Consider the following 26013-nt stretch of genomic DNA (forward strand, 5'->3'; position numbering starts at 1 on the left):
GGTTATATCTCCTTGGCATGGGTGAGGATCCACTCGACGACGGCGTCGGGGTCGTTGAGGTCGAGGACGGCGACCTTGTCGGGAAGGTCGTAATCGTCAAGTGTGACGCTCTCGTCGACGGCGAGGGCGTTCATATAGGGAAAATAGGCTTCGTCGATGCGGTCGCGAAAGATGCTGATCCGCGGCAGCGGCAGGGTTTTGAGTCCTTCGACGAGCAGGATGTCAAAATGGCCGAAGAGCGCGATCAGTTCGTCCAGCTCGTGGTGGCGGTGGGAGAAGAGGGTGGTTCGGCTGGGCGATGTGACGATCACCTCGGCACCGGTATCGGTGAACTTGTAGCTGTCCTTGCCGGGAATGTCGAAACGCGCCTTGTCCTTGGGGTCGTTCTTGATAATGGCAACCTCTTTGCCGTGTTCGTGCATCAGGCGGGCGGCCACTTTGACGATCAGTGTCGTTTTTCCGCTGTTCGAAGGGCCGGTAAAAGCGACGGCAAGACGTTTCTTCATGGTAACTGCATCCCCGGGGACTCTCCCTTAAAATATGGGGGATTATAGTCCACAATGGTTGAAAATCTCTTAAGATGGGCGCAAATGGGCTGCGGAGCGACATTCCGCTATAATGCTGCAAACCATGCTTTCCGGAGTCCCATGCGCTTTTGGCCCATATTGTTGATCACCGCCGTGCTCTTTTCCGCGTGCAGCAAAGAGAGCGCCTTCACCCACTTTACAAAACTCGACAGCCGGCACGAACGGGCGGTCGCGAACCTCAAACGCGTCACCCTGACCGACGAGGCCAACCGTACGACCGCCCTGATCAGCATCCTGCATCTCAACCCCGTCGATCCGCAACTCTACGGCGAGCGCCCCTCCTTCTTTGTCGCCCTTTTCGACCGCGGCGGGCGGACCCTGGAGGAGTATAACGTCACCCTCAACGGCAAAGCCCCCGTCGGGATGGCACCGCTTGATGACAACTGCTCCCTACGGGGGTTGATGCCGCTGAACAACCCGTGGAACCGCTACTACCAGCTCCTCTTCCGACCGACGAAGGAGGCGAACCTTACTTTGTTTTTCGGAACCGGTCCGTCTTTGAAGGGTGAAGTAACGTTTCACACAGATCAATAAGCGAGACCGGCTCGCCCAGGATCTTCTTGTAGACCACGTAGTTGGTCAAGACCTTCTTCCCGTACTCCCGCGTCTCCGTCGTCCGCATCAGCTCCATGCTTAAGAAAGGCTCGTAGGGGCCGGCATTGAACTTGTCGTCAAGCAGGTAGCGTTTGGTGAACCCGATGCCGCCGTTATAGGCGTAGGCGATGAAGAGGGGGTGATAAACGCGGTACTGCAGCCACGCGATATGGGGCTTGGCGTAGAGCAGATTGATATGCGGATCGAACATGTCAAAAAGGGTATCGCGCCCGCAATCCACCTTGCCGTCCATCGCACGACACAGAAAGGGCATCATCTGCATCAGCCCCAGGGCATAGGAGTGCGACAGGGCCGCCGGGATAAACCGGCTCTCCTGGCGCATCAGCGCGTAGATGATCGCCTTGGTATCCGTATCGACGTCGTTTAGCTCTGCGTCGTAGGGCATGACATACCCCTGCAGGCGGTAGCGGGAAGCCTTTTCGATAATGAAGGACTGGAGCGGCACGAGGTTTTTCGCATCGTAGCGTTTGGCCAGGGCGTAGAGCTCGTCTTTCGGTGTCCGGTTGATCGTATCAAGCAGATCGTTCCAGACGAAGGGGTCGGAGAGGTTCAGATCCGAAACGGTGTCGGATGTCTGCAGCTGCGAGTAGTAGTTTTCCGGGAAAATGCCCGTTTTCTCCATCGCGTAGAGGGAGTAGAAGTTGATGTCCCAGCTCTGCGCCAGCAGTTTCCACATCAGGTCGTTCTTCTCCGAAGCCAGGGCCTGCCAGAAGAGCGCCTTGTCCTTGTCGCTCTGATAATAGGCTTTGTCGCCGGAGAGCTGGAAGAGTTCGATCGCCCGGGATTTTTTGCCGCGCTGCAGCTGGTTCAGTCCCAGGTAAAAGAGCCCGCGCGGGTCAAGGCTTTCAACGGCATCAACCTTGGTCAGTGCCCAGCCGAACTTCGAGAGTTTGTCGTCATTGATCGTACTCATGACCGCGGAGGTAAAGCCCGGTGCCTTCGCCAGCAGTTGCATGTAGTCGTAATCGGGGATGAAATTAAACTGCTTCCGTCGGGAATTGCCGTAGCTGCCGTTGAAAACGCGCAGAAACAAGGCGGGCGGGTAGCGCTTGTAGTGCTGCTGGAGGTCAGGATCATTCAGCACTTCCGCTGCGGCTTTGAGGGAGGCATCGCCCACAAGCCCGACAACGCGGTCGCGCGCCTTTTGATGCATCGCAGAGAGTTTGCCAACGGAGAGCGCCAGTTTCATACAGCCGGCATCCTCGCTCTTGATCAGGTCATTGACACCCATTTTCATACATTTGACGGTATAGGCGACTTCGGGGCGGGCACTCTTCTCGGCATAGGCGAAAAACATCCGTCTGCCAACATTGCGGATCAGGTAGAACGCCTCGTCGGCCTGTGCAGAGGTGATGTTCTGGTCGAAATACTGCCAGATCATAAAGTTGCGGGCATTGGAAGGGGGCTTGGAGCGGATCTGCTCCAGGGTGATGTCGGCGCTGAGCAGCGTACCGAGCAAGAGCGTTGCGAGGGCGGCCCGCAGACGCATTGTTAGAGCGCACCTGCCAACGCGTAGACCAGGCGGACGAAGATGACATCGATCACCTGAAGGCCGATAATGATGATGAGCGGGGCGAGGTCGATACCGTTGAAGATGGTCGGCACGTAGCGGCGCAGCAGGCTGTAGGCCGGTTCGGTCAGGCGGTACAGCACCTGTACGATGGGGTTGGTCGGATCGGGGCGCACCCAGGTGAGCAGGGCGGCGATAATGACGACCCAGATATAGACGTTGATCAGTGTATGGACGATACCGCCGAGGCCTGCGATGATGCTGCCGAAGGTGCTCATTTGACGATCTCCCCGAGGTAGGATTTGATCTGTACATAGACGTCGGCCAGTTCCGGGCCGTGTTCGGCGCCGGTGAGCAGCAGGCGCAGGGATTTAAAGAGCTGTTTGCCCTTGATGCCCGTGGCGTCGACGACATGCTGCTTGAGATCGTCGAAAGCTTCGAAGTAGGGCGCCGCTTTGATGGCGGCGCGGATCGCTTCGGCGCTCTCGGCGAACTCCTCCGGGATCTCCTTCGGCGCAAACACCGCCGCTACCTTTGCCTTGAGCTCCTTGGTCGTACTGGCCTCTTCCAGGTAGAGTTTGGCCAGTCTGCCGATGGAATCGTCGGCAAACCCGACGTAGCGCGAAAGCTCTTTATCCTCCATGCGGCGGAGGTGCTCACGGTTGATATGGCGCAGCTTGTCAATGCTGAAACGCGCCGGCGCGCGGGAGATATTTTTAAGGTCGAACCAGGCGACCGCCTCGGCCATCGTAAAGACCTCTTCTGGGGTCTTGTTGCCGATGAGAATGAGGTAGTTGGCGATCGCTTCGGGCAGGAACCCCTCTTCAAGCATCCACTTGACGCTCGACGCATTGTCGCGCTTACTCATCTTCTTGCCCTCGTCGTTGAGGATGATGGGCAGGTGGGCGTATTCGACCTTCTTGTCGTAGCCCAGGGCGTTGCGGATCGCGATCTGCTTGGAGGTGTTGGAGAAGTGGTCCTCGCCACGGATGACCAGGGAGATGTCGCCGAGCATATCGTCGATGGCACAGGCGAAGTTGTAGGTCGGGTACTTTTCCGCGCGCAGGATAATAAAGCTGTCGATATCCATCGGGTCGAACGTCGCTGCACCCTTGATGATGTCCTCAACCGTGATGGGTGCATCGGGGCGCTTCAGACGGACCGTGAACGGGTTCTCGTTGTCGATCGTCGCTTCCGGAGGAAGGTGCGTACAGGCGTCGTCGTAGCGGAAGGGCTTTTTCTGCTCCTTCGCCAGCTCACGTTTGCGGTCGAGCTCTTCGGGGGTACAGAAACAGTTGAACGCTTTTTTCTCCTGCAGCAGCTGGATCGCCATGGCACGGTGAAAACGCAGGTTGTTGCTCTGGTAGATGACGTCGCCGTATTCGATACCGAAGAGCGCAAGGATCTGCAGGATCTCCTTGTCCTTGCCTTCAATATTGCGCTCTTTGTCCGTATCTTCGATCCGGATGATGAGCGGCTCATTGCGCTGGCGGGAGAGGAGGGCGTTGAAGAGGGCAACGCGCAGGTTCCCGATGTGCATATCTCCTGTCGGGCTTGGGGCAAAACGCAGCATGAAACGTTCCTGATTTTTTTGTGAAATATTAACGAAACAAGCTTAATAGCGGAGTCTCACATCACATTTAGTTCGCGACAACGCCCCTTCGCATACCCGGCGGATTAGCCAGCCGCTATGTAAAATGGGGTAGACTGTCGCCATGAAAGCATTTTTGATTGATCCCGACACCCAAACTGTTTCCGTCCAGGATTACGACGGACAGCCCCACAGCCTTTACACCCTGTTCGGTTCCCTGCTCGTTGACAGCAACGCCCTGCTGAATGCGCATATGGTCTACAGCGGCGGCGAAGCGTTCGAAAAAGGCCAAAAGGGCTTTTTCCTCGGCGAGAAACTGCTCTTCGGCAAAACGCTGGTCGTCGGCATGACCGACATTGAAGAGGTGGATGCGACCATCGAGGCGGAGACGCTTCAGCAACTCCTCCGGTACGAACTGCCGGCGTTCTACCGCCAAGCGATCGCCCTGCTGCCCCCGGACTTTGCCTTTGACCAAAGCTGCACGCTCGAAGGGATGGAGGGCGCCACGGTCGAGTGGGTCTTTTACGCCTTCAGCCTCGCCGACGATGCGACACAGTCCTATTTTCTTGACGAACTGAAAAAGACGGTATCGGGGGGAGGGGAAGTGCATCCCTACCTGGAGAAGATGGGCAATCTCGCTATCCGCTCAATGCAGTAGACAAGCAATCGCCGCCTCGCAGCGGGACGGCACTTCAAAAAAGCGTACACAATGAGCTGCTACTGCTCTCCGCGTTGACGCTCTTCCTTTTCATACAACCGGTTATACTGGAGAACGCCTACTCCCAAAAAGACGGCAAAGAGTGCGATGATGCCAAGAATAATCTCTCCCGGTGTCATAATTCTTTCCTCCGGATTCATGTTTATTTGTGCTTAGACAAATCTACTCCACCCGAAATAAAAACCAGCTTCCTTTGCAAACGGAAGGCCCGGACATAACCATGCACAAAGAATCGTTTGGCCGATGCCAATGAAGCATGGTGGCTAACGTGTCAAAGGTGATTGGAAAAGATGTTGAAAGTTTTGAAATAAGGGAGAAGAAGTGGTGACCCCACGGAGACTCGAACTCCGGTAACCAGAATGAAAATCTGGGATCCTAACCGCTAGACGATGGGGCCACGCTGTTGCAACATTTTTGTTGAGCCGAAATTATATTTCCGTATCGCTTAACAATCTCTTAAATGCCGCAGTATTGCGGCATTTAAATGAAATTACATATAGAATTCGCGGAGGGCGCGGATAATGACCGCATTCTTGGAGATGCTCTCGGCTTTGGCGTTGTCGTTGACCAGGTCATACAGATCAAGGGGCAGGGAGATAGAGAAGGTTTTCGTTTCAACCTTTTTCTTGCGTTTGACCATGTTGGTAACGTTCTGAAGAAGCTCGATGATCTTTTTCGTATCAATCGGCTTCTGGATAAAGCTGTTGACTCCGATTTCGATCGTTTCTGAGATCTTCTGGATGTCGTTGCTTGCAGAGATGACAACGACCATCTGCTGCGGGTTCATCTCACGGATCTTGCGTGCGAGCTCGATCCCGTCCATCTCCGGCATAATGATGTCGACAAAGACGATGTCCGGTTTTTTCTCTTTAAAAAGTTCCAGAGCCTCTTTCCCGTTGAATGCGGATGTGACATCTTTAAAAAAGTTTTTGAACGTTGAACTGAGCAGTTCATTCGCAACGGCCTCGTCTTCAACGACCATTGCACTCATTTTTTTCGTCTCTTCGGTCAGCTGAACCAGGTCAACATTTTTCATTTCTGTTTCCTCATGATGATTTCTGTCTGTATTTTACACTGTTATCAGCAAACAACGTTAACAGGATTAAAATTGTTTGCCCGTGATATTACGTTGCAAAATTATAGTAACAATTACGTTACACAAACTTAAATTTATGGGAAAAATCAATATTTTTTAAATTGTTCAAGCCATTCGAGGTTGGATTCGACCGTTTTTTCCTTCTGTTCCAGGAGAGAAACGATGATCGATTTGAGGGTCTGTTCATCCATGAAAGCAAGCATTTCCGGGTTGATATGGGTATTACCGCCGTAACCGTTAAGCAGTTTTTCGATGTCGTTTATTAATTCTTGTTTTGTACTCACTAAATTAAGCTCCTTGTTTCCGGTCCGATGTAGCGTTGACGCGGCCGGGCGATCTTTTTTTCCGAATCGGCGTGAAATTCTAACCACTGCGCAAGCCATCCGACGGTGCGTCCTATCACAAAGATAATAGTAAACATCTCTTTGGGGATTTTGAGCGCCGTCAGGATCAGCCCCGAATAGAAATCGATATTGGGGTAGAGCTTCCGTGAAATAAAATAGTCGTCGCTGAGAGCGACCGCCTCGATCTTCTCGGCGATCTGAAGCAGTTCGCTGTCAACATCGAGCTCGTCTTTCATCTCGTCAAGCAGTTGCTTCAGGATCTTAGCACGGGGGTCGAAGTTTTTATAGACACGGTGACCAAACCCCATCAGCCTGAAATCGTCATTGGGGTCCTTCGTCCGGGCGATGAATTCGTCGACACGGTCAGCGGAACCGATGTATTCGAGCTGCGCGATGACCGACTCGTTCGCCCCGCCGTGGGCACGACCCCACAGGGCATTGATGCCCGCCGTGATCGCCGCATAGGGGTGCGCTCCCGTCGATGCTACGGAGCGGACCACCGTCGTCGAGGCGTTCTGCTCATGATCGGCATGGAGCGTAAAGATCGTATCGAGCGCCCGTACCTGCACTTCCGGAATCTTCAGGTCCTGTCCGGGGTAGGCATGGATCATATAGAGAAAGTTTTCGGTAAAAGAGCGTTCAAGGTCGGGATAGATAAAAGGAATGCCCAGGGAGCGCCGGTAAGCGAACGCGGCCAGGGTAGGGACCTTGGCCAGCAGCCGGCGGCGCATCACCTGCAGGTCTTCGTCGTTACGCATCATGATGTGTTCCGAGTAGAAGGTGGAGAGCGCCGAAACGGCGGAGGAGAGCATCGCCATGGGGTGGGCATTGTCTGGGAAGGAGTAAAAGAGGTTTTTCAATCCTTCATGCACATACGCCCGCTTGCGGAATTCGTAATCGTACGCCGCCAGCTCCTCCGGGGAGGGGAGCTCGCCGTTAAGCAGAAGGTAGCACACCTCGAGATAGCTCTTTTTCATTGCCAGCTCTTCAATCGGATAGCCGCGGTATCGCAGTTCGCCCTTTGCGCCGTCTATATAGGTAATGGTGGAGCTGCAGCTGGCCGTCGACGTAAAGCCGGGGTCGTAGGTAAACATGCCCGTCTGCTTGAAAAGGTCGCGGATATCGATCACGTCCTGGCCCATGGTAGGGTGCATGATACTAAATTCGTAGGTATTGCCGTTTCGATTGTCCGTCAAAGTCACCGTAGCCATCGCATACTCCTTTGCGATATATTCTTCCAAAGGATACCTGAAAACAAGGGCAATGCGCCAAATGTCCGCCTAACATTAACCCTGATCCAAGGGATTGTATTTTAGTTAACATAATGTATATTCTCTTGAAAGAAATTTTCCGCGTTTCCTGCCCCATTCCCAACGCCACCTGTAGTGCAGTGTAGACATTATTTAATATGAGAGCTATTATTAAATAATATAACCATTGTGCGCGAACATTGCACTATTTTGGTGGGTACGGTTTTGGTACTGACGGCACTGCAGGACGCGTAATCAGAGTATCCAGGATGAGCAGCTTTGGCACCCAGCGGCTTTTAAACGCAGATGTGTCGCCGTGTAGCACCATAATCGCTTTAAAGGCCTCCAGGGCATCAGTATGCTTGCTGTCGGCCTTTCTGAGCGCCTGCGCCATCTGATCCGCCCTGAGGCCGTAGATCATCTTAATACCGCCTTTATGCAGGTTCTGCGCGATAGCCAGCAGTACAGTACCCTCATTCCAGTCGATGGCATAGAAGCCGAGATTGCCGACACGGTCGATCTGGGTGACCTTTCTCGCTGCAAAAATAAGCGATAGCGAGCGTTTCACGTCATAGTGGTAACGATAAGGGGGCTGTGTGACGGCCAGTTCGTATACGACATGCTGTCCCCCCTGCACTGCATACAACGAGCGCTTGATTGTCAGGTTCTGCATTCCTATGCGATCTTCAGCCACCTTCTCCGTGCGGATCTCCAGGCTCTCCTGGCCGATTTCCAGCCCCAGAAGCAGATCGTTTTGTTCAATAATGAAAGGTGAGCTGCAACCGACGGATAATGCGGCAATTAGGCTGCTAAAAAGCGGTCTTATCCCCTTCTTCATATATAAATATATCACCACGTCTCTCCTGCTGCTATTCATGCTGATGATTATAGCGAATCGGGAAGAGACTGCGTCCTATTAAATGAACGTATGTTAATTTGATAGCCCTACAAAAAGAACATCTGTTCACTTTAGATTAAGGATAAATTAACGGATGTTCATATACACTTTCCAAAACATGAACGATTGTTAACAAGGAGTCTGTAATGCCCGAAAACAGGGAGTTTAAAAAGGGTGGAGATACAAAGAAGCTGATTGAGGAAGCGGCGATGGATCTCTTTGCGGAGTATGGCTATAAAGGTGCTTCCGTACGTAAAATTGCCGCGAAAGTCGGCATCAGGGAGAGTGCTCTCTATAACCATTATGCCAATAAAGAGGCGATCTTTCTTGCGGTGGCCGGCAGGGTTTTCGCCTCCCCTTTTGCCCATCAGAAAACGGATGATTTTGTGCAGCAGAACGCCAAAAAAGGCAAGTCGTTTTTACATAAATTCATGACCGAATTCAAGCTCATGACCTTTGACAAGAAGTACGAAAAACTCTTCCGTTTCATGCTCATAGAACTGATGCAGAACGATGTGCTTCGCAGCGGTTTCAGACAGGAGTTTCATGATGCAAATATCAAGCTTCTCTCTTCTGGTTTCTTTATCATGATGCAGGAGGGTCTGATCCGTTCCAATGACCCTATGACGCTCGCCAATGCCTTTTTGGGGCAGCTCTTCTATCTGCGCCTGCAGGTCAGTCTCTTGAAGGCGGACGGTGTAGCCACGACCGCCCTCTCGACGGCATTTGAAAAACAGCTCGATCTCTTTTGGACCTCGATCAGTGAATAAACGGTTTGTGGGAAAATGAAAAGCGGTAGAAAAAGAGGTACAACGGTAAGCCGGGTTCTGTTGATACGATAATTTATCTACTGCATCCGTTACCGGATGCCTCCAGCGAAACAAAAGCATTGTAAGACGCTTACCATCTGTTTCTTGCTGCCAGGCTGGGTTTACATAGCTTCCGCCATTACTGGCGGAACTGGTGGGCTCTTACCCCACCGTTTCACCCTTACCACCTCATTTGCACGGGAGCAGGAGCAAAACAAGGGTACCGCTCGCAAAGCGATGTTTCCTTGAAAGCCCCTGCTCCCTACGCTGGCCGCTGTGGCACTAAAGCACACCAATGCTTTCGGCATTGTCGAAGGGATTTTCCCTTTCTTTCTCGCCGTAAGGCGAAGCTTTAGTGCCACAGCGGCTGAGCGTAGGCGTTTGGGATTTTATTCCAAATGCCGTTCAATCCAAAGTGGCGGTCTACTCTCTGTTGCACTGTCCCTCGGCTTGCGCCGGCCATCCGTTAGATGGAGCCCTGTCTTACGGCAGCCCGGACTTTCCTCTTGAAAATCAAGCTATCGCACGTTGTACCGCTGATATTATAGCATATGGGAGAAGTGCTGAGTATTTAACATATTATATAATATTTCCTTGAGGTGCAAAATGGCGTCGTCGCCCTCTTCTATTTGCAACACAAGATTGACTATATAACATATTATATAATATTAGAAAGGAGTTCAAAAAAAAGCGGCACTGTGCCGCCTTTTTCCTTACGCCGCCAGAGTGACGCCGGATTCGATAGCGTACTTGACGCCGAGTTCCCAGGCTTTGAGGTTTGCTTCGTGTACTTTTTTCGGTACCTTGGAAAGCATGACCTCTTTGAGGGCTTCCGGTTCGAGAACGCTTGTGATCTGGTTCGCAATCGCCATCGCTACGACAGATTGCGTAATGACGTTACCGACCTCTTCCTTTGCGATCGTGATAATGGGGATCTCAACGATCTTCCATGTTTGACGGTCTTCGTCTGTCGGGTGCACCAGGTTCGGGTCGACAACGATGACGCCGCCCGGCTTTACACCCTTTTTGAAAGACTGGTAGCTGACGTCCGCAACAGAGAGCATGAAGTCAATCTCGCCTTCGTTCGCGTACGGATAGCGGATTTCATCGTCGTCAAGCGTAATGTCAACAACGGTCGGGCCGCCACGGACCTGGGATGTATAGGTCGCCGTTTTCAGACCGAAACCGCCAAGTTTGATCTTACAGGCCGCCATGATCTCGCCGGCAAGGAGAACCCCCTGCCCGCCTACACCGGTAAAACGTAATGTATTTCTCATTTTATGCCTCCTTAGATCTTTTTCTCGAAGTCGTCTTGCGTCAGTTTCGCGCGTTTGCCCTGTGCTGCCGCTTTGATCTGGTCGTAAGATTCACAGTACTCAGGGTCATTAACCTCTTTGAGGACACCCGTCGGGAAAACGTTTTTCTTCTCTTCGTCGGAGAGGGCTTCCCATTTGCGCAGCGGCATTGTGATGCTGTCGATCCACTCAAGGTTCTGCATTGCATTCGCCATTTTGTTCTTACGGCCAAGGTTGATATGGCAGTTGGACATAATGTCGAAGAAAGAGAAACCTTTGTGGCTGAAGCCTTTGACAAGGATCTTCTCGAGTTTCTTCGGGTCAAGCATCGTTTCACGCGCAACAAAAGAGGCACCGGCACCGATCGCGAGCGCACAGGCGTCGAAGGTCGGGTCGATGTTACCGTTCTTCTGGCTGACCGTCCACATCCCCTGCGGTGTCGTCGGGGATGTCTGGGAGTTGGTCAGACCGTAGATGAAGTTGTTGATCAGGATGAAATTCAGGTCGATGTTACGGCGGCAACCGTGGATCGTGTGGTTACCACCGATCGCCAGGCCGTCACCGTCACCGGCAACAACGATCACGTTTGCTTCCGGTTTCGCAAGCTTCACGCCGGTAGCGTACGCAACGGTACGGCCGTGTGTCGTGTGAATCGTATTACAGTTAATGTAAGAGCTGAAACGTCCGGAACAACCGATACCGGAAACAACACAGACTTTGTCCATGTCCCAGCCCATCTTCTCGATCGCACGGATCGTCGCTTTGAGGATGACACCGTCACCGCAGCCCCAACACCAGAGTGTCGGCATCTTGTCTACACGAAGGTATTTGTCGTAGTTAAAAGCCATTACATCATCTCCTTAACTTTTGCGACCATCTCAGCCGGCGCGATAGGACGGCCGTTTGCTTTGAGCAGGCGGGTGAAGTCGTTGCGGCGAACAATACGTTCAATCTCCGTAGAATACTGACCCATGTTCAGCTCGGTTACCATGATCTTGTCACCGAAGCGTTCACCGATCTTGCGGATTTCCGCTTCCGGGCTCGGCCACATCATGATCGGGCGGAAGAGACCGGCTTTGATACCTTCTGCGCGCAGTTTCTGAACCGCTTCGAAGGCACCCAGCGCGATGGAACCGTATGCGATGATACAGACTTCCGCGTCGTCCATCAGGACCTCTTCGTAATCCGGAAGATCATCAAGACCGTCGTTTTGCGCAGCAACCGTGTTGATCTTTCCGGTAAGGCGTTCAATGTTAAATTCGCACTGTTCCGCGTCTTCCGTCGGGAAGCCCGTCGGACCGTGGTGCAGACCCGTGACGTGGTAGCGGTACCCTTCGAACATCGGGTTCAGGACCGCCGGCTCGTTCATCGGAACGTCATACGGACGATAGTCTTCCGGCGCACCGTCGAATTTCGCGCGGTCGACGATGCTCGCCTGGATCTCTTCGAGGTCCGGAAGCTCCGCTTTACCGTGCATGTGACCGATCGTCTCATCCAGGAGCATGAAGACCGGCGTCATATATTTTTCCGCGAGGTTGAAGGCGCGGACCGTCTGCGTATAACACTCTGTCAGGGAACCTGCACAAAGCGTAATGGAGGCATAGTCACCGTGTGTCGGGTACTTAGCCTGGCCGATATCCGCCTGGGAAACACGTGTCGGAAGACCCGTAGACGGACCGCCGCGCATGACGTTGATGATAACAAGCGGGATCTCGGCGATGAAACCGAGACCGATCTGCTCTGCTTTGAGGGAGATCCCCGGGCCGGAAGTCGCCGTAAACGACTTCGTACCTGTCATGGATGCACCGAGGGCAGCGGAGATACCGCCGATCTCGTCTTCCATCTGGATTGCCACACCGCCGACAGCCGGCAGCAGGTCAGATGACTCATGCATAACTTCCGACGACGGTGTAATCGGATAACCGCCGAAGAAACGCGCGCCGGCATCAACGGCCGCTTTGGCAGCCAGTTCGTTACCTGTTGAAATTACAATTCTTGACATTCCTGCTCCTTACTGCTCAAGTGACATATAGTTGTTAGCAACGATCGCCGCCTGGCGAGCTTTTGCTTCGTCTGTCAGCTTCGCAAATTTGTACTCTTTCTTATCTGCAACATAAATCGCAAAGTCCGGACATGTGAGTTCGCACTCGTTACAGCCGATACATGACTCCGGGTGGTCGATGGAGATCATCGCACCCAGTGTAGATGTCGGTTCATAACGCATCCCCAGAACGCCCGAAGGGCAGACGGAAACACAGATATCACATGCTTTACAGTTGTTGGTGTTGACCCAGACAGGGGCATCACCCGGATTTTCAGTCTGAAACATTAATACTCCTCCATTTATTTGCGAGATAAGGGATCTCATAAAAGGCTCCGAAAAACCCTTTATGAGAATCCCTACTCTTCACTTTTGGTTGAAAACTTTCCGATGGCACAGGAGACGAAGCTTTTTGCTTTCAGTCCCGCCGCGTCCAGACCGCTGACCTGCTCTTCTGCAAGAGGATAGCCCAGCCTTCGTAAAATCGTTTTGAATAGTGCTGATCGCGCGTCGTCCGCAACATCTACTGTTACGATACGAGGCTCACACGTCAAATCGACCTCTACGGATGTAAACCCTTCGGCTTCGAGTGCCTGCGTGATCGTCGCTGCGCAGCCGCTGCAGCGGACATTGGCGACGGCGACACTCTCTTTCATTATTTGGAAAGAACCTCTGCGACCGCTTTGCCGATCTCTGCCGGCGAAACGACGACTTTGACGCCTGCCGCTTCGAGTGCCGCCATCTTCTCGGCCGCCGTACCGGCAGCGCCGGAGACGATCGCACCGGCATGACCCATACGTTTGCCTTTCGGCGCCGTCTGGCCCGCGATAAAAGCTACAACCGGTTTGGTGATATTTTCCTTAATAAATGCGGCTGCCTGGATTTCCAAGTCTCCGCCGATCTCACCGATCATGACGATCGCTTCCGTTTCCGGGTCCGCTTCGAAGAGCGGGAGCAGCTGCTTGTAGGAAAGACCGATGATCGGGTCACCGCCGATACCGACGGCTGTCGTGATACCGAAGCCCTCTCTGACGACCTGGTTTGCACCTTCGTACGTCAGCGTACCGGACTTGGAGATCAGACCGACGTTGCCTTTTTTGAAGATCATGCCCGGCATGATCCCGATCTTGCACTCTTCGGCGGTGATGATACCCGGGCAGTTCGGCCCGATCGTCTTCATGCCTTTTTTCGATGCGTACATTTTCGCGTACATCATGTCACGGACCGGTGCGCCTTCGGTAATAATCACCGCCAGCTCGATCCCTGCGTCCGCCGCTTCCATGACGGCGTCACCGACGAATGCCGGCGGGACGAAGATCATGGAGACGGTTGCACCTGTCGTGTCAACCGCGTCTTTGACCGTGTTGAAAACCGGCTTGCCCAGGTGCTCCTGGCCGCCTTTGTTCGGTGTGACACCGCCGACGATCTGCGTGCCGTAGGCGATACACTGCTCAGCATGGAAAGTACCCTCTTTCCCTGTGAAACCCTGAACGATAACTTTGGTATCTTTGTTTACAAGAATTGACATTAATTACTCTCCTTTCGCTGCTGCGACGGCTTTGGCTGCACCGTCTGCAAGGTCTTCCGCCGCGATGACGTTCGCAATGTTGGCGTTTCTGAGGATCTCCGCCGCTTCAGGGGCGTTCGTACCGTCGAGACGGACGATGACCGGAACGTGGACGTCGACCAGTTTCGTCGCTTCGAGGATCCCGTTGGCGATACGGTCACAGCGGACGATACCGCCGAAGATGTTGACGAAGATCGCTTTGACACTGGGGTTTTTGAGGATGATCTCAAATCCCTTTGCCACCGTTTCAGCGTTCGCTTTACCGCCGACGTCGAGGAAGTTCGCCGGGGTACCGCCCATGTAGTTGATGGTGTCCATCGTCCCCATCGCGAGGCCCGCGCCATTGACCATACAGCCGATCTCGCCGTCGAGGGAGACATAAGAGAGGCCGAAGCGGCTTGCTTCGCGCTCGTCCGCATCCTCTTCGGAGATGTCGCGCATGTCTTCGATGTCCGGGTGGCGGCCCAGTGCGGAGTCGTCAAAGCCCATCTTGCCGTCGAGTGCGAGGAAGTCGCCCGCACCCGTCTTGATCAGCGGGTTGATCTCGATCATCTCCGCGTCGTTTTCCATATAGACGTTGTAGAGGGCTGCAGCAAATTTGATGAATTTGCCCTGCTCCTCTTTCGGCAGTCCGAGGCCGAAAGCGAGTTCGCGGCCGTGGAAGCCCTGGAAACCGATGGTCGGGTCGATCGCAACTTTGACGATCTTCTCCGGCGTTTCTTCAGCGACCTTTTCGATCTCCATGCCGCCTTCGGTGGAGGCCATGATGACAGGCATCTCTTTCGCACGGTCCAGGACCACGCCGAGGTAGAGCTCATCCTTGATGTCCGCGCCCTCTTCGATGTAGACCTTCTGGACCAGTTTTCCTTCCGGACCCGTCTGGTGTGTGACCAGCGTCATGCCGAGGATCTGACCCGCAAGCTCGCGGACCTCGTCCAGGGAGCGTGCCAGTTTGACACCGCCGCCGAGGCCGCGGCCCCCTGCATGGATCTGTGCTTTGACGACCCAGACGTCTCCGCCCAGCTCTTCAGCGTTTGCGACCGCCTGGTCAGGTGTGTTCGCGACGATACCGCGCGGGGTCGGTACGCCGTATTTGGCAAAAATCTGCTTCGCCTGATATTCATGGATATTCATATTTTCTTCTCCTCCTTTATTGGGTTACGCTTTGGGGGCAATCATATCACCCGGTACCACGTATTTATCGAACTCTTCGGCACTCAGCAGGCCGAGCTTGACCGCCTCTTCCTTGAGGGTCGTGCCGTTCTTGTGCGCCGTCTTCGCGATCTTGGCCGCATTCTCGTAGCCGATATGCGGGTTGAGCGCCGTGACGAGCATCAGCGAATCGTTGAGGAAGTGCTCGATGTTCTCCTCGTTTGCCTTGATGCCGACGGCGGCATTGTCATTGAAAGAGACGATGCTGTCGGCGAGCAGGCGGACGGACTGCAGGAAGTTGTAGGCGATCACCGGCTTGAAGACGTTCAGCTCGAAGTTCCCCTGGGATGCCGCGAAACCGATCGTTGCGTCGTTCCCCATCACCTGGCAGGCGACCATCGTGACCGCTTCGCTCTGCGTCGGGTTGACCTTGCCCGGCATGATCGAGGAACCCGGCTCGTTTTCCGGGATGGAGATCTCGCCGATGCCGCAGCGCGGGCCGGAGGCCAGCCAGCGGACGTCGTTGGCGATTTTCATCATATCCGCCGCGAGGGCTTTGAGCGCACCGTGGGCAAAGACGAGCGCATCGTGGGACGTCAGCGCATGGAACTTGTTCGGCGCCGTCACGAAATCGTGCCCCGTCAGTTCCGTCAGTTTCGCCGCGACGCGTGCCCCCAGTTCCGGGTGGGCGTTGAGGCCCGTACCGACCGCCGTACCGCCAAGGGCAAGCTCGCGGACAGCGTCAAGGGAATCCTTGGCCATCTTTTCGGACTTGGCGAGCATCTCGACCCAGCCGCTGATCTCCTGACCCAAGGTAAGCGGTGTCGCATCCTGAAGGTGCGTACGGCCGATCTTGACGAGATGGGCAAACTCTTCGCTTTTCGCCTGGAGCGTCGCTTTGAGCTTGGCGATCGCTGGGAGCAGGCGCTCTTCGACGGCGATGACAGATGCGACATGCAGGGCCGTCGGGTAGGTGTCGTTGGAACTCTGAGACTTGTTGACGTCATCGTTCGGGTGGACAAGTTTCTCCGTACGGAAGTCGCCGCCGAGGATCTCCGTCGCGCGGTTGGCGAGGACCTCGTTGTTGTTCATGTTCGACTGCGTACCCGAACCGGTCTGCCATACGACGAGCGGGTAGTTGCCGTCGAGTTTGCCCGCGAGCATCTCGTCCGCCGCCTGGGCGATCGCATCCGCTTTTTTCGCATCAAGCTTGCCGAGGTCCTTGTTGACCAGAGCAACCGCTTTTTTCAAATAGGAAAACGCACGGGTGATCTCGTAGGGCATCGTCTCTTCGCCGATGCGGAAATTCTGGATAGAGCGCTGCGTCTGGGCTGCCCAGTACGCATCTTTGGGGACCTGCATCTCCCCCATCGTATCCTTTTCGATTCTGTAGTCCAAATTAGGCCTCCTCAAAGAATTTGTTTTCGTTCAGGGTGTCGATCAGGGTCTGAACAGAGTTGCACGAGCGGGCGAACATCTCTTTCTCTTTCTCGTTGAGCGTCACTTCGATGATCTTTTCCGCGCCGTTGGCACCGATCATGACCGGGACGCCGGATACGACGTCGTCGTAGCCGTACTCGCCCTCGAGGTAAACGGCGCACGGGTGGATCTGTTTCGTATCTTTCAGGATCGCCTCGACCATGATGGCCGTGGATTTCGCCGGGGCATAGTACGCGGAACCGGTCTTGAGGTAGCCGACGATCTCGGCGCCGCCGTGGCGGGTACGGTCGACGATCTCATCGATTTCGTCCTCGGTAAGGAGGTCGAAGAGCGGGACGCCCGCGACGGTGGAGTAGCGCGGAAGCGGTACCATATCGTCACCATGTCCGCCCATGACGGAAGCACGGATCTGCCCACCGCCGTAGCCCAATTTTTCCTGGATGAATGCCGCCATGCGGGAGCTGTCGAGGATGCCGGCCATCCCCAGGACGCGGCTGCGGTCGAAGCCGCTCTCTTTGAGCGCGACATAGGTCATCGCGTCCAGCGGGTTGGAGACCATGATGATAATCGCGTTCGGAGAGTATTTTGCGATGCCGCGCACGACCTCTTTGGTGATTTTGGCGTTGATCATCAGCAGATCGTCGCGGCTCATGCCCGGCAGACGCGGGCTTCCGGCAGTGACAACGACGACGTCGCAGTCCGTGAGCTCTTCCATGCTCTCGGCGACGCTGACAACCGTATGGCTGCGGACCGCTGCCGCCGCCTGTGACATATCGAGGGCCTTGCCCTTTGCGACTTCGATCTTGTTGTCGCGGAGAATGATCTCATGGCATGATCCGAGCATTGCCAGTGAATACGCGACAGTCGCACCTACGTTTCCGGCGCCGACGATTCCAACACGTTTACCCTGATTCATTGTTGAAGTCCTTTTCGATTTTAGTGGCTCTTCTGCACCGATATACACATAAGCAATATGTGCGAACACACACCATTATGCATACATGGCAGAAGATTGTACATTATAAGTAAAATAAGGTTAAGTCCACTTCGTGAACCCAATAGAATGGTAGAAAGGTAACACTCACCTTTCTACCGTGTTCCGAAACGGAACACAAAATGTCGACTTAGAGCGCGTCGATAATCGCGTTGAGTGTGGCAGACGGGCGCATTGCCGCTTCTGCTTTCGCATCGTCCGGGTGGTAGTACCCGCCGATGTCCTGTGCTTTGCCTTCGACAGCCATCAGCTCTTCCATGATCTTCGCTTCGTTCTCTTTGAGCGCTTTCGCGACCGGCGTAAATTTCGCCTGCAGATCTTTGTCTGCAGAATCCGCCAGCGCCGTCGCCCAATACTGTGCGACATAGAAGTGGGATGCTTTGTTGTCCGGCTCGCCCGCTTTACGGCCCGGAGCCTTGTTATTGTCAAGGTACTCCTGGTTCGCAACGTCAAGGGCAGCAGTTACTTCAGCCAGTTTGGCATTCGGGTACTTCTGCTCGATCATGCGCAGAGACTCGGCCAGGGCGAGGAATTCACCCAGGGAGTCCCAACGGAGGTGACCCTCTGCCAGGAACTGGTCGACGTGCTTCGGCGCAGAACCGCCCGCACCGGTTTCGAACAGGCCGCCGCCCGCGAGCAGCGGAACGATGGAGAGCATTTTCGCCGACGTACCGAGCTCGAGGATCGGGTACATGTCGGTGAGGTGGTCGCGCAGAACGTTACCGGTAACGGCGATCGTATCTTTGCCCGCACGGATACGCTCGTTCGTGAAGCGTGTCGCAGCGGTGATGTCCATAAAGTGGATCTCCAGACCGTCCGTATTGAACTCCGGCATGTATTTTTTGACTTTGGCGATCATCTGCGCATCGTGGGCGCGGTTTTCGTCCAGCCAGAAAACGACCGGGATCTGTTCGATCTGGCCGCGTTCGAATGCGAGGCGGATCCAGTCTTTGATCGGGATGTCTTTCGCACGGGACATACGCCAGATGTCACCCGCTTCACACTCAAAGCTCATCAGAACCGTGCCGTCTTCGGCTGTAACGGTAACCGTACCCGCTTCGTCGAGGACGAACGTTGTCGGATGGGAGCCGTACTCTTCCGCCTTCTGTGCCATCAGTCCGACGTTCTGCATCGTCCCCATTGTTGTGACGTCGTACTGTCCGTTTTTGACACAGTCAGCGACCATCTCTTCGTGGAACATACCGTACGTGGAGTCCGGAATGACAGCGACACACTCGAGCGCATCACCGTTGCGATCCCACTGTTTACCGCCTTCACGGACGACAACCGGCATGGATGCATCGATAATGATGTCGTTCGGCGCGTTGAAGTTCGTCGTACCCTTGTCAGAGTCGACCATCGCGATTTTCGGGCTGTCCGCTTCGACAACCGCCTGGAATGCCGCTTTGATCTCCGCCTCTTTCGCGTGACCCTTGATCTTCTTTTCAAGGTCGGACATACCGAGGTTCGGGTTGACGCCGACTTCCGCGAATGTATCCGCATACTTGCTGAAGACACCTTCGAAGAAACATTCAAATCCGTGGCCGAACATAACCGGGTCGGAGATCTTCATCATCGTCGCTTTGAGGTGGACCGACCAGATGACGCCTTTCGCTTTCGCGTCCTCGATCGTCTGCTTGTAGAATGCGCGGAGTGCTTTGACGGACATGAAGGTACCGTCGAGCACTTCGCCGTCAAGTGCATCGATTGTTTTGAGTTCGTTGCCGTTGAGAGCGATCGTGACTTTCTGGCCTTTTTCCATTGTGATGGACTTCTCGTTGCCGTAGAAGTCACCGTTGCCGTTCATGTGCGCGACATAGGATTTGGAGTTTTCAGAGTATGCTTTGAGGCGGTGCGGGTTCTTCTGTGCATAGTTCTTGACCGCTTTCGCCGCACGGCGGTCGGAGTTGCCTTCGCGAAGAACCGGGTTTACCGCGGAACCGAGGCAGGTGCTGTACGTCGCCTGGAGCGCTTTCTCTTCGTCATTCGCCGGATTTTCAGGATAGTTCGGGATATCGTAACCCTGCTCCTGGAGTTCGGCGATACAGTCTTTGAGCTGACCGACGGATGCAGAGATGTTCGGCAGCTTAATAATGTTGCCTTCAGGCTTCAGGACAAGCTCGCCCAGTTTTGAGAGTTCATCTTCACCTTTACCCATCGCGGCAAGGACACGACCGGCAAGTGAGATATCGCTTTGTTCCAGTTCGACGCCGCCCTCAGCGCAGAATTTGGAAGCAATCGGAAAGAACGAGTATGTAGCCAAAGCCGGAGCTTCGTCAATTTTCGACCAGATGATTTTAGACATTCTATATCCTCGAAGTGTGAAGTTGATCGGCATTACTAAATATAATTTAGAACCGCCGACTGAAAATTACAGGGTCATCATATCACTTCAATCGTGTTTCATGCCAAATCAAGAATAAACAGGGGAGAATATTTGGATTACTGTATCATTTAGTAACATGGTTAATATTGCGTAAGTGTGTAGAATAGTAACGTGTGAAGCGGTGCTTTCCGTCGGCGCCTTTCGTAAAATAGAGGTACTCCGTTTTGGCCGGAAAGATCGCCGCACGGATCGCATCGAAGCCGACGTTGCAGACCGGGGCGGCCGGCAGACCGCTGTGCAGATAGGTGTTATAGCCGCTCTTGTCCGATCGGATGCGCGCGGCGGTGATCTTTTCATGGGAGTACGGACCGTAGTTGAGTGTGCCGTCCATCTGCAGCTTCATCCCCTTGGCGAGCCGGTTGGCAATGACGGAGGAGACCAGCGGCATTTCCGCATTGTCCGCCGCCTCTTTCTGGATCACCGAGGCGATGATTATATAGTGGTACCATTTGCGCTCGTTGTAAAGGCCGAAGATCTTCTCCGACCAGGCGCGCTGTTTCGCCTCGGCGTAGCGCAGCAGCAGCTGCACGGCGTCGGGTTCGGTAATGCCTATGGGAAGCTGATAGGTATCAGGGACGATCGCCCCTTCCTCATAGGGGCTCTGCTCCCGGAACGCCTCCATCAGCCGTACCGGGTCGAGCCCGTGGCTCTCGGCAAGCTGTGTGAAGAAGACCTGGGTCGTCTCTCCGGGGACCAGGGTGACCGGTTTCATCGCCGCTTTGGAGGTCGTAATCCGGTAGAGGAAATCGCCGTGGGTCATGGCCGTGCTTCCCAGGTCGATCCAGCCGTGCTGCGGCCGGCCGACAAAGCGCAGCAAAAAGGCGTCCAGGCGGTTAAGCTGCGGGTTGGCGGTTTCTAGGTGTGTTATAATCTTGCGAATTGATCCCTGGGGAATATAGAGCACCTTCGATGTCGTGAGCCCCATATTCAGGTAATAGATGAACGACAACGCCATCAACAGAGCGATTGCACATACCCATTTTACGATCGTCGCGGTCATTGCTTTCTGTCTGGCCCTCATCACTGTTCTCTACCTTACCCTCTCAAGCGGTGTCCATCTGGGCAAGCTCAAACTCGGCCGCCTTTATGCGGAGAAATTATACCTGAAGTGGGACGATGCACTTCAGGTCGAGATCGGCACGATCGCCCTCGCCCCTTCCGACGCGCCCGAGGAACCCACCGACCTCCTCAGCCTCCAGCGGCGTGTCTCCGCGGCGCTGAAGCACTTGGACGACCGCTGGATCGGCAGCCTCCGCATCGACCGCATCCGGCTCGGAAACGATCTTAGCGCCTCGCTCTTCTTCGACCCACGCCGCCGTAGCGACCTGCATGTCGCCTCCCGCGCCCAGGGGCACATCTCCATGACCCTTCTGCCTGTGCGAAACGCGGACGCCTACAAAATGGAACTATACGGTGACAGCAGCAAGTTTGGCGGCACCTTCCGTTTCGAGGGCGTTCTGCAGCCCAAGCAGAGCGAACTCTACCTGGGCGGCAGCATCGACGTCGCCGAGGATATCCATCTGCGCCTGGGCGTGCACGCCACCCGCGACGCCGTCACCCTGAACACCTTCTCGACCGAACCGTTTGCGAGCGTCGCGCCGATCGTGAAACCCCTGCACCTCTCCGACCACGTCGAGCCGTGGATCGTCGCACGGGCCCAGGGCGGGCCGGTCATGCTGCACACCCTGCAGACGACCCTCCCCTTTGCCTCCCCGGCAAAAGCCTTCGACAATCTCTTCGGCCAGCTCACCTTTCATAATGCACGCTACCGTTTTGCCAATGACCCCGAGGCGTTTGAGCCTGCTCTCGCGGAGAAGGTCACCGTCCTCTTTGAGCATAAGGTCCTGAAGATCCTGCCGCACAATGCCACCTTTTACGGCGAACCGGGGGGAGAGACCAGCGTCGCGATCGATTTTGGCGGCAAGGAACCGCTGCTGCAATTGGCCATTGTGACGACCGCACGGTTCACGCCGGCGCTGCAGCGTCTGACCGCTTCATACGGCATTGACCTCCCCTTCACCCAGACCCGCGGGGTCACCGATACCAACCTGAGCCTGACCGTCAACCTCGGCCATGCGCAGACGACCGCCCAGGGATCCTTCAAGACGGAAAAGAGCCGCATCGATCTCGCCGGTCTCCCCATCACCGTCTCCCGGGCCGCCGTCGATCTGAAAGGTTCGGATGTCACCCTCCGCTCCGTCGATGCTTCGCTCTTTGATGGCAACGTGACCGGCAGCGTCACCGGGGCATTCAATCCGGCCAAACATCGTGGGACGATCCGCTTCAATCTCGGCGACGTTCGCTACCCTGTCGGCAATGCACCCATCGTCCTCTCTCCGCAAAGCGTTCCGATGCATTTTGAGTACCGCCTTCATCCCAAAGGCGACACCCTCCGCTTTGACGCCTCGCGGTGGCACTATATGGAGCACAATCTCACATGCGATGCCTTTACGGCCCCCTTTGACCTCAAGCAGGTGCGCTTTAACGTCCCCAAAACCGCCGTCACTCTGGACCGGACGGCACGGGCCAACGTGGAGGGTGAGATCTCCCTGTCCCCTCCCGCCGCCACCCTGCTGCTGGACCTAACATCGCTTCACGCCGGTACCTTTTCCACTGCGCAGGCGCACACCCTCTTCCATATCCGGGCCGACGAGAACCTCTCCGTCGTCAGCAATGCCACCACCCACTGGTCCATGGACAAGACGCCCCTCTCCGTCTCGCCTTTTACCGTTTCGAAACACAACGGCATTTTCCGCCTCTCCCCGGCCGTCGTTTCGATCGAACACCAGTTGACCGGCTCCGTCGAAGGTGTCTTTGAACCGGCGACGATGGCCACCGAGCTCAACGTCTCCAAATTCCGCCTCGAGGACGAGGGGCTCGGCAGGCTGTTCCAGAATATGGAGCGCTTCAGCGTCTATATCGTCCCCATCGACGACGAATACGACATCGTCATCCCCTCGATCAATATGGTCTATTCCACCCTGGGCAGGGGCTGGCGGCTGCACTTCTTCTCCCTGGATGCCCTGACGAAACATTCCCCGCTGCTGCGCGACTACAACCTCACCGAAAGCACCATCTCCGTCTGGTCGGAAAACGGGAACTATCCCGTCGCCTTCAACGGGATCGTCGATTACCCCTATGCCCTGACCGCCGTCAACGGGACGCCGGTCAACACCTACCGTTTTCAGGGGAGTATCGAACAAAACGGCACCCTGGAGTGTTCGATCAACGACCGTATCAAGGTCCGCAGCGGCGACACGATCCGCATCCGCTCCAACGGGGTTGACTTCAGCCAGCCCGAACTGACCCGTTTCTACCGCGACCACCATTTCAATACCGAAGACAATGCGAGCGAATCGAACACCTCGGTCTTTATCGATGCGAACGATACCGCCATTCTTTTCCCGGGCAAGCGTCAGGCCAAAGCCGACCGCATCACCATCGACTACAGCCCCAACCGCATTCTCGCGCAGCTCTATAAAGGGGGCGGCGGTGCCAAGCTCGACGTCAAAGGAGAGACCTTCTACCTCTTCGGATACCGCCTCGACGACGACTTCATGAACCATTTCTTCAACCTCTCAAAAGTCAAAGGCGGGACGCTGGACTTTTACATGATTGGAGAAAAGGACGACTTTAAGGGGCTGGCAAAGATCAACAACACGACCGTCTACGACTATGTGCTCTTCAACAACCTGTTCGCGTTTATCAATACCGTCCCCGCCCTGGTCACCTTTTCACTGCCCTCCTATGAGACCAAAGGGATCAAAGTGCAATCCGCCTATGCCGAACTCGCTTATCACAAGGGGGTTCTGACGGCATCAAACATCAAAATAGACAGCAAAGAGCTTGATTTCGCCGGCCAGGGAACCATCGACTACAACAAAGACCGCATCAAGATGCAGCTCAGCGTCAAGACACGGGCCGCAGAGAACATTCGCAAGATTCCTCTGGTCGGTTATATTCTTGTCGGTGACGACAAATCCGTCCTGACGACACTGAGCATCAACGGCCCGCTGAACGATCCCAAGGTGGAGAACACGATCGCCAAAGACATCATCGTCAGTCCCTTCAATATCCTCAAACGCACCCTCGACTTTCCGCTGCACTATCTGAAAAAACTCGACAGCGGCGCCGACGACGATGCCGATAAAGGAAAGGAGCCCCAGGAGGTCACCTCCGGCATCCCGCCCGCTAATTGATACCAACTCTCAAAAAGTTACCATACGTGACAAAAATGTCTTTTCTCCTTCATTTTTGATAATGATTGTCATATCTATTGACTTTTTCGGCTCATATCACCTATACTTCACCCATTATTTTGGGAATGATTCTTGAAATCGTAAAAATAGAAAACATAACAAAAGGATAGGTGATGAAGCACATTGCACTTTCACTGGGAGCCGCCCTGCTGGCCGGTACGACACTCTGCGCGGACGAACTGAGCGAACTGAAAGCCCAGATCGCCGAACTGCAGGAAAAAACGGATGCCCTCATCGACGAAACGTCGGACCTGAAAACGGGATTCAACTATACGACGGTCGATGCGAACGCCTCTGTCAACGGCATGGGGCCTGCAGCCTCAAAGGTCTACTACTCCAAGTCCCCGCTCTCCATCGGCGGCTACGGTGAAATGTACTGGTCCTCTCCGGACAGCGACGGTGCCGCCGGGGACGCCTATACAGACGTCTACCGCTTCGTTCCCTATATCGGGTACAAGTTCAGCGACAACATCGTCCTCAATACCGAACTGGAGTTCGAACACGGTGGCGAAGAGGTCGCCATCGAATTCATGTACATCGACTTCCTGCTGCATGAGGCCTTCAACCTCCAGGTCGGAAACCTCCTGGTGCCGATGGGTCTGATCAACAAGCGCCACGAACCGACGCTCTTCAACACGGTGCAGCGCCCGGACGTTGAGAAATACCTGATCCCTTCGACCTGGCATGAGACCGGGATTCTCGCCTACGGCAGTTTCAGCGATATCGGTCTTAGCTACACGGCAGGGATCATCAACGCCCTGGCGCTCAACAACGACAATAATATGCCCGGTTCCGTCAACAAGAAATGGATCCGCAGCGGCCGTATCGGTTCGGAAGAGAACGGCCCGATGCAGCGCGTCGGCTTTGTCGGGCGCCTTGATTACCGCGGTATCAGCGGTCTGCTCCTGGGAACATCGGCCTACTACGGCGCCGCGACACAGGGGCGCCCGAGCGGTGTAGACGCCTTTATGTACGACTTCTACGGCCAGTACGAAAAAGCGGGCTTCAAGCTCAAAGGCCTCTACACGGCCATCACCGTCTCGAATGCCGAGAAGATCTTCGCCGAAGCGGCGGACGGCGCGGAAGGGTACTACGTCAACGCGGAGTATGACCTGCTGGCGACACTGCCGACGCGCTACCGCCTGCCGATCTTCGCACAGTATGAGAGCTATGATCCCGTCTCCTCCGTCGCCGGCGGTACCCGTCCCGACCTCGAGCAGACCAACACGACCGTGGGCATGAACTTCTTCCCTCACGAACAGGTCGTCCTGAAGGCGGACTACGTCATGACCGACTTCCATGACAGCGCGCTTGAAGACTACAACGTCTTCAGCATCGGGATGGGCTTCGTCTTTTAAGACGCCTCCCGCGCGCGCCCGGCGGGCGTTCCTTCTCCTTCCCGCTCCGCCGCCGTGTGTTATAATTTTTATACAAAACCGATCCTCAAGTACCCGCAGCGGC

General features: G+C 54.9%; 24 protein-coding genes, 1 tRNA gene and 1 other RNA gene. 5 read left to right on the forward strand and 21 right to left on the reverse strand.

The window, feature by feature from the left end; all coding sequences use genetic code 11:
• Window positions 1-2 precede the first annotated feature (2 nt).
• Window positions 3-506: a molybdopterin-guanine dinucleotide biosynthesis protein B gene (mobB, locus tag ACM66T_RS06655; RefSeq protein WP_231018051.1), complete on the reverse strand. Its 504-nt coding sequence runs from the start codon at window positions 504-506 to the stop codon at window positions 3-5.
• Between the two features lie 141 nt (window positions 507-647).
• Here mobB and ACM66T_RS06660 point away from each other — a divergent pair, with 141 nt between their 5' ends.
• Window positions 648-1121 carry a hypothetical protein gene (locus tag ACM66T_RS06660; RefSeq protein ID WP_231018052.1) on the forward strand — a complete coding sequence of 158 codons (474 nt, stop codon included), beginning with the start codon at window positions 648-650 and terminating at the stop codon, window positions 1119-1121.
• On the opposite strand, the gene ACM66T_RS06665 is transcribed toward ACM66T_RS06660, so the two are convergent.
• Genes ACM66T_RS06665 through gltX form a run of 3 tightly spaced genes read right to left on the reverse strand, consistent with a single transcriptional unit; the run spans window position 1057 to window position 4285 of the window.
• Window positions 1057-2691 carry a transglycosylase SLT domain-containing protein gene (locus ACM66T_RS06665; RefSeq protein WP_231018053.1) on the reverse strand — a complete coding sequence of 545 codons (1635 nt, stop codon included), beginning with the start codon at window positions 2689-2691 and terminating at the stop codon, window positions 1057-1059. The two genes, ACM66T_RS06660 and ACM66T_RS06665, sit on opposite strands and share 65 nt — an antisense overlap.
• Before the next feature lie 2 nt (window positions 2692-2693).
• Entirely contained in the window at window positions 2694-2990 is a 297-nt protein-coding gene (locus tag ACM66T_RS06670) for a YggT family protein (protein WP_231018054.1), read from the reverse strand.
• Window positions 2987-4285, reverse strand: a complete 1299-nt coding sequence (gltX, locus tag ACM66T_RS06675) for a glutamate--tRNA ligase (RefSeq protein WP_231018055.1) — start codon at window positions 4283-4285, stop codon at window positions 2987-2989. The genes ACM66T_RS06670 and gltX overlap by 4 nt, the downstream gene beginning before the upstream one ends.
• Before the next feature lie 142 nt (window positions 4286-4427).
• On the opposite strand from gltX, the gene ACM66T_RS06680 reads away from it, so the two are divergent.
• Complete coding sequence (locus ACM66T_RS06680) at window positions 4428-4961, forward strand: hypothetical protein (RefSeq protein ID WP_231018056.1); 534 nt, start codon at window positions 4428-4430, stop codon at window positions 4959-4961.
• Window positions 4962-5343: 382 nt separating this feature from the next.
• Here the strand turns inward: ACM66T_RS06680 and ACM66T_RS06685 are convergent.
• From ACM66T_RS06685 to ACM66T_RS06705, 5 genes are all read right to left on the reverse strand, one after another.
• Window positions 5344-5418, reverse strand: a tRNA-Glu gene (locus ACM66T_RS06685).
• Between the two features lie 93 nt (window positions 5419-5511).
• Window positions 5512-6057, reverse strand: coding sequence for a response regulator transcription factor (locus ACM66T_RS06690; protein WP_231018057.1), 546 nt, complete (start codon window positions 6055-6057; stop codon window positions 5512-5514).
• A gap of 146 nt (window positions 6058-6203) precedes the next feature.
• Window positions 6204-6401: a hypothetical protein gene (locus ACM66T_RS06695; protein ID WP_231018058.1), complete on the reverse strand. Its 198-nt coding sequence runs from the start codon at window positions 6399-6401 to the stop codon at window positions 6204-6206.
• Window positions 6401-7672, reverse strand: coding sequence for a citrate synthase (locus ACM66T_RS06700; protein WP_231018059.1), 1272 nt, complete (start codon window positions 7670-7672; stop codon window positions 6401-6403). The genes ACM66T_RS06695 and ACM66T_RS06700 overlap by 1 nt, the downstream gene beginning before the upstream one ends.
• A 244-nt stretch (window positions 7673-7916) precedes the next feature.
• Window positions 7917-8588 carry a hypothetical protein gene (locus ACM66T_RS06705; protein ID WP_231018060.1) on the reverse strand — a complete coding sequence of 224 codons (672 nt, stop codon included), beginning with the start codon at window positions 8586-8588 and terminating at the stop codon, window positions 7917-7919.
• 167 nt (window positions 8589-8755) lie between these two features.
• Here ACM66T_RS06705 and ACM66T_RS06710 point away from each other — a divergent pair, with 167 nt between their 5' ends.
• On the forward strand, window positions 8756-9379 hold the full coding sequence (locus ACM66T_RS06710; protein WP_231018061.1) for a TetR/AcrR family transcriptional regulator: 624 nt from the start codon (window positions 8756-8758) through the stop codon (window positions 9377-9379).
• A gap of 30 nt (window positions 9380-9409) precedes the next feature.
• On the opposite strand, the gene rnpB is transcribed toward ACM66T_RS06710, so the two are convergent.
• From rnpB to mltG, 12 genes are all read right to left on the reverse strand, one after another.
• Window positions 9410-9955: RNase P RNA component class A (gene rnpB, locus ACM66T_RS06715), an RNA gene on the reverse strand.
• A gap of 176 nt (window positions 9956-10131) precedes the next feature.
• A complete protein-coding gene (locus tag ACM66T_RS06720) occupies window positions 10132-10695 on the reverse strand; it encodes a 2-oxoacid:acceptor oxidoreductase family protein (protein WP_231018062.1) in 564 nt (187 codons plus the stop codon).
• A gap of 11 nt (window positions 10696-10706) precedes the next feature.
• Window positions 10707-11561: a 2-oxoglutarate ferredoxin oxidoreductase subunit beta gene (locus tag ACM66T_RS06725; protein WP_231018063.1), complete on the reverse strand. Its 855-nt coding sequence runs from the start codon at window positions 11559-11561 to the stop codon at window positions 10707-10709.
• Window positions 11561-12715, reverse strand: a complete 1155-nt coding sequence (locus ACM66T_RS06730; protein WP_231018064.1) for a 2-oxoglutarate synthase subunit alpha — start codon at window positions 12713-12715, stop codon at window positions 11561-11563. The genes ACM66T_RS06725 and ACM66T_RS06730 overlap by 1 nt, the downstream gene beginning before the upstream one ends.
• Window positions 12716-12724: 9 nt before the next feature.
• A complete protein-coding gene (locus ACM66T_RS06735; protein WP_231018065.1) occupies window positions 12725-13042 on the reverse strand; it encodes a 4Fe-4S dicluster domain-containing protein in 318 nt (105 codons plus the stop codon).
• A 71-nt stretch (window positions 13043-13113) separates the two neighbouring features.
• Complete coding sequence (locus tag ACM66T_RS06740) at window positions 13114-13410, reverse strand: heavy-metal-associated domain-containing protein (protein WP_231018066.1); 297 nt, start codon at window positions 13408-13410, stop codon at window positions 13114-13116.
• The gene (sucD, locus tag ACM66T_RS06745; RefSeq protein ID WP_416768177.1) at window positions 13410-14282 is read right to left on the reverse strand and encodes a succinate--CoA ligase subunit alpha; all 873 of its coding nucleotides are present in this window, start codon (window positions 14280-14282) and stop codon (window positions 13410-13412) included. The genes ACM66T_RS06740 and sucD overlap by 1 nt, the downstream gene beginning before the upstream one ends.
• 3 nt (window positions 14283-14285) lie before the next feature.
• Window positions 14286-15455, reverse strand: a complete 1170-nt coding sequence (gene sucC / locus ACM66T_RS06750; RefSeq protein ID WP_231018068.1) for an ADP-forming succinate--CoA ligase subunit beta — start codon at window positions 15453-15455, stop codon at window positions 14286-14288.
• A gap of 24 nt (window positions 15456-15479) precedes the next feature.
• The gene (fumC, locus tag ACM66T_RS06755; protein WP_231018069.1) at window positions 15480-16871 is read right to left on the reverse strand and encodes a class II fumarate hydratase; all 1392 of its coding nucleotides are present in this window, start codon (window positions 16869-16871) and stop codon (window positions 15480-15482) included.
• A gap of 1 nt (window position 16872) precedes the next feature.
• Window positions 16873-17829 (reverse strand): malate dehydrogenase, encoded by a 957-nt coding sequence (gene mdh, locus ACM66T_RS06760; protein ID WP_231018070.1) that lies wholly within the window; start codon window positions 17827-17829, stop codon window positions 16873-16875.
• 208 nt (window positions 17830-18037) lie between these two features.
• A complete protein-coding gene (locus tag ACM66T_RS06765) occupies window positions 18038-20212 on the reverse strand; it encodes an NADP-dependent isocitrate dehydrogenase (RefSeq protein ID WP_231018071.1) in 2175 nt (724 codons plus the stop codon).
• Between the two features lie 145 nt (window positions 20213-20357).
• Entirely contained in the window at window positions 20358-21248 is an 891-nt protein-coding gene (gene mltG / locus ACM66T_RS06770; protein WP_231021229.1) for an endolytic transglycosylase MltG, read from the reverse strand.
• On the opposite strand from mltG, the gene ACM66T_RS06775 reads away from it, so the two are divergent.
• The gene (locus ACM66T_RS06775) at window positions 21232-24492 is read left to right on the forward strand and encodes an AsmA-like C-terminal domain-containing protein (protein ID WP_231018072.1); all 3261 of its coding nucleotides are present in this window, start codon (window positions 21232-21234) and stop codon (window positions 24490-24492) included. The two genes, mltG and ACM66T_RS06775, sit on opposite strands and share 17 nt — an antisense overlap.
• 173 nt (window positions 24493-24665) lie before the next feature.
• Entirely contained in the window at window positions 24666-25910 is a 1245-nt protein-coding gene (locus ACM66T_RS06780) for a hypothetical protein (RefSeq protein ID WP_231018073.1), read from the forward strand.
• The last annotated feature ends 103 nt before the right edge of the window (window positions 25911-26013 follow it).

The organism is Sulfurimonas sp. ST-25 (genome assembly GCF_048079205.1).
GTDB classification, from domain to species: Bacteria; Campylobacterota; Campylobacteria; order Campylobacterales; family Sulfurimonadaceae; genus Thiomicrolovo; species Thiomicrolovo sulfuroxydans.

Coding starts and splice junctions, on each gene's coding strand:
- mobB (WP_231018051.1), bottom strand. CDS start 506: ATGAAGAAACGTCTTGCCGTCGCTTTTACCGGCCCTTCGAACAGCGGA.
- ACM66T_RS06660 (WP_231018052.1), top strand. CDS start 648: ATGCGCTTTTGGCCCATATTGTTGATCACCGCCGTGCTCTTTTCCGCG.
- ACM66T_RS06665 (WP_231018053.1), bottom strand. CDS start 2,691: ATGCGTCTGCGGGCCGCCCTCGCAACGCTCTTGCTCGGTACGCTGCTC.
- ACM66T_RS06670 (WP_231018054.1), bottom strand. CDS start 2,990: ATGAGCACCTTCGGCAGCATCATCGCAGGCCTCGGCGGTATCGTCCAT.
- gltX (WP_231018055.1), bottom strand. CDS start 4,285: ATGCTGCGTTTTGCCCCAAGCCCGACAGGAGATATGCACATCGGGAAC.
- ACM66T_RS06680 (WP_231018056.1), top strand. CDS start 4,428: ATGAAAGCATTTTTGATTGATCCCGACACCCAAACTGTTTCCGTCCAG.
- ACM66T_RS06690 (WP_231018057.1), bottom strand. CDS start 6,057: ATGAAAAATGTTGACCTGGTTCAGCTGACCGAAGAGACGAAAAAAATG.
- ACM66T_RS06700 (WP_231018059.1), bottom strand. CDS start 7,672: ATGGCTACGGTGACTTTGACGGACAATCGAAACGGCAATACCTACGAA.
- ACM66T_RS06705 (WP_231018060.1), bottom strand. CDS start 8,588: ATGAATAGCAGCAGGAGAGACGTGGTGATATATTTATATATGAAGAAG.
- ACM66T_RS06710 (WP_231018061.1), top strand. CDS start 8,756: ATGCCCGAAAACAGGGAGTTTAAAAAGGGTGGAGATACAAAGAAGCTG.
- ACM66T_RS06720 (WP_231018062.1), bottom strand. CDS start 10,695: ATGAGAAATACATTACGTTTTACCGGTGTAGGCGGGCAGGGGGTTCTC.
- ACM66T_RS06725 (WP_231018063.1), bottom strand. CDS start 11,561: ATGGCTTTTAACTACGACAAATACCTTCGTGTAGACAAGATGCCGACA.
- ACM66T_RS06730 (WP_231018064.1), bottom strand. CDS start 12,715: ATGTCAAGAATTGTAATTTCAACAGGTAACGAACTGGCTGCCAAAGCG.
- ACM66T_RS06735 (WP_231018065.1), bottom strand. CDS start 13,042: ATGTTTCAGACTGAAAATCCGGGTGATGCCCCTGTCTGGGTCAACACC.
- ACM66T_RS06740 (WP_231018066.1), bottom strand. CDS start 13,410: ATGAAAGAGAGTGTCGCCGTCGCCAATGTCCGCTGCAGCGGCTGCGCA.
- sucD (WP_416768177.1), bottom strand. CDS start 14,282: ATGTCAATTCTTGTAAACAAAGATACCAAAGTTATCGTTCAGGGTTTC.
- sucC (WP_231018068.1), bottom strand. CDS start 15,455: ATGAATATCCATGAATATCAGGCGAAGCAGATTTTTGCCAAATACGGC.
- mdh (WP_231018070.1), bottom strand. CDS start 17,829: ATGAATCAGGGTAAACGTGTTGGAATCGTCGGCGCCGGAAACGTAGGT.
- ACM66T_RS06765 (WP_231018071.1), bottom strand. CDS start 20,212: ATGTCTAAAATCATCTGGTCGAAAATTGACGAAGCTCCGGCTTTGGCT.
- ACM66T_RS06775 (WP_231018072.1), top strand. CDS start 21,232: ATGAACGACAACGCCATCAACAGAGCGATTGCACATACCCATTTTACG.
- mltG (WP_231021229.1), bottom strand. CDS start 21,248: ATGGCGTTGTCGTTCATCTATTACCTGAATATGGGGCTCACGACATCG.
- ACM66T_RS06780 (WP_231018073.1), top strand. CDS start 24,666: ATGAAGCACATTGCACTTTCACTGGGAGCCGCCCTGCTGGCCGGTACG.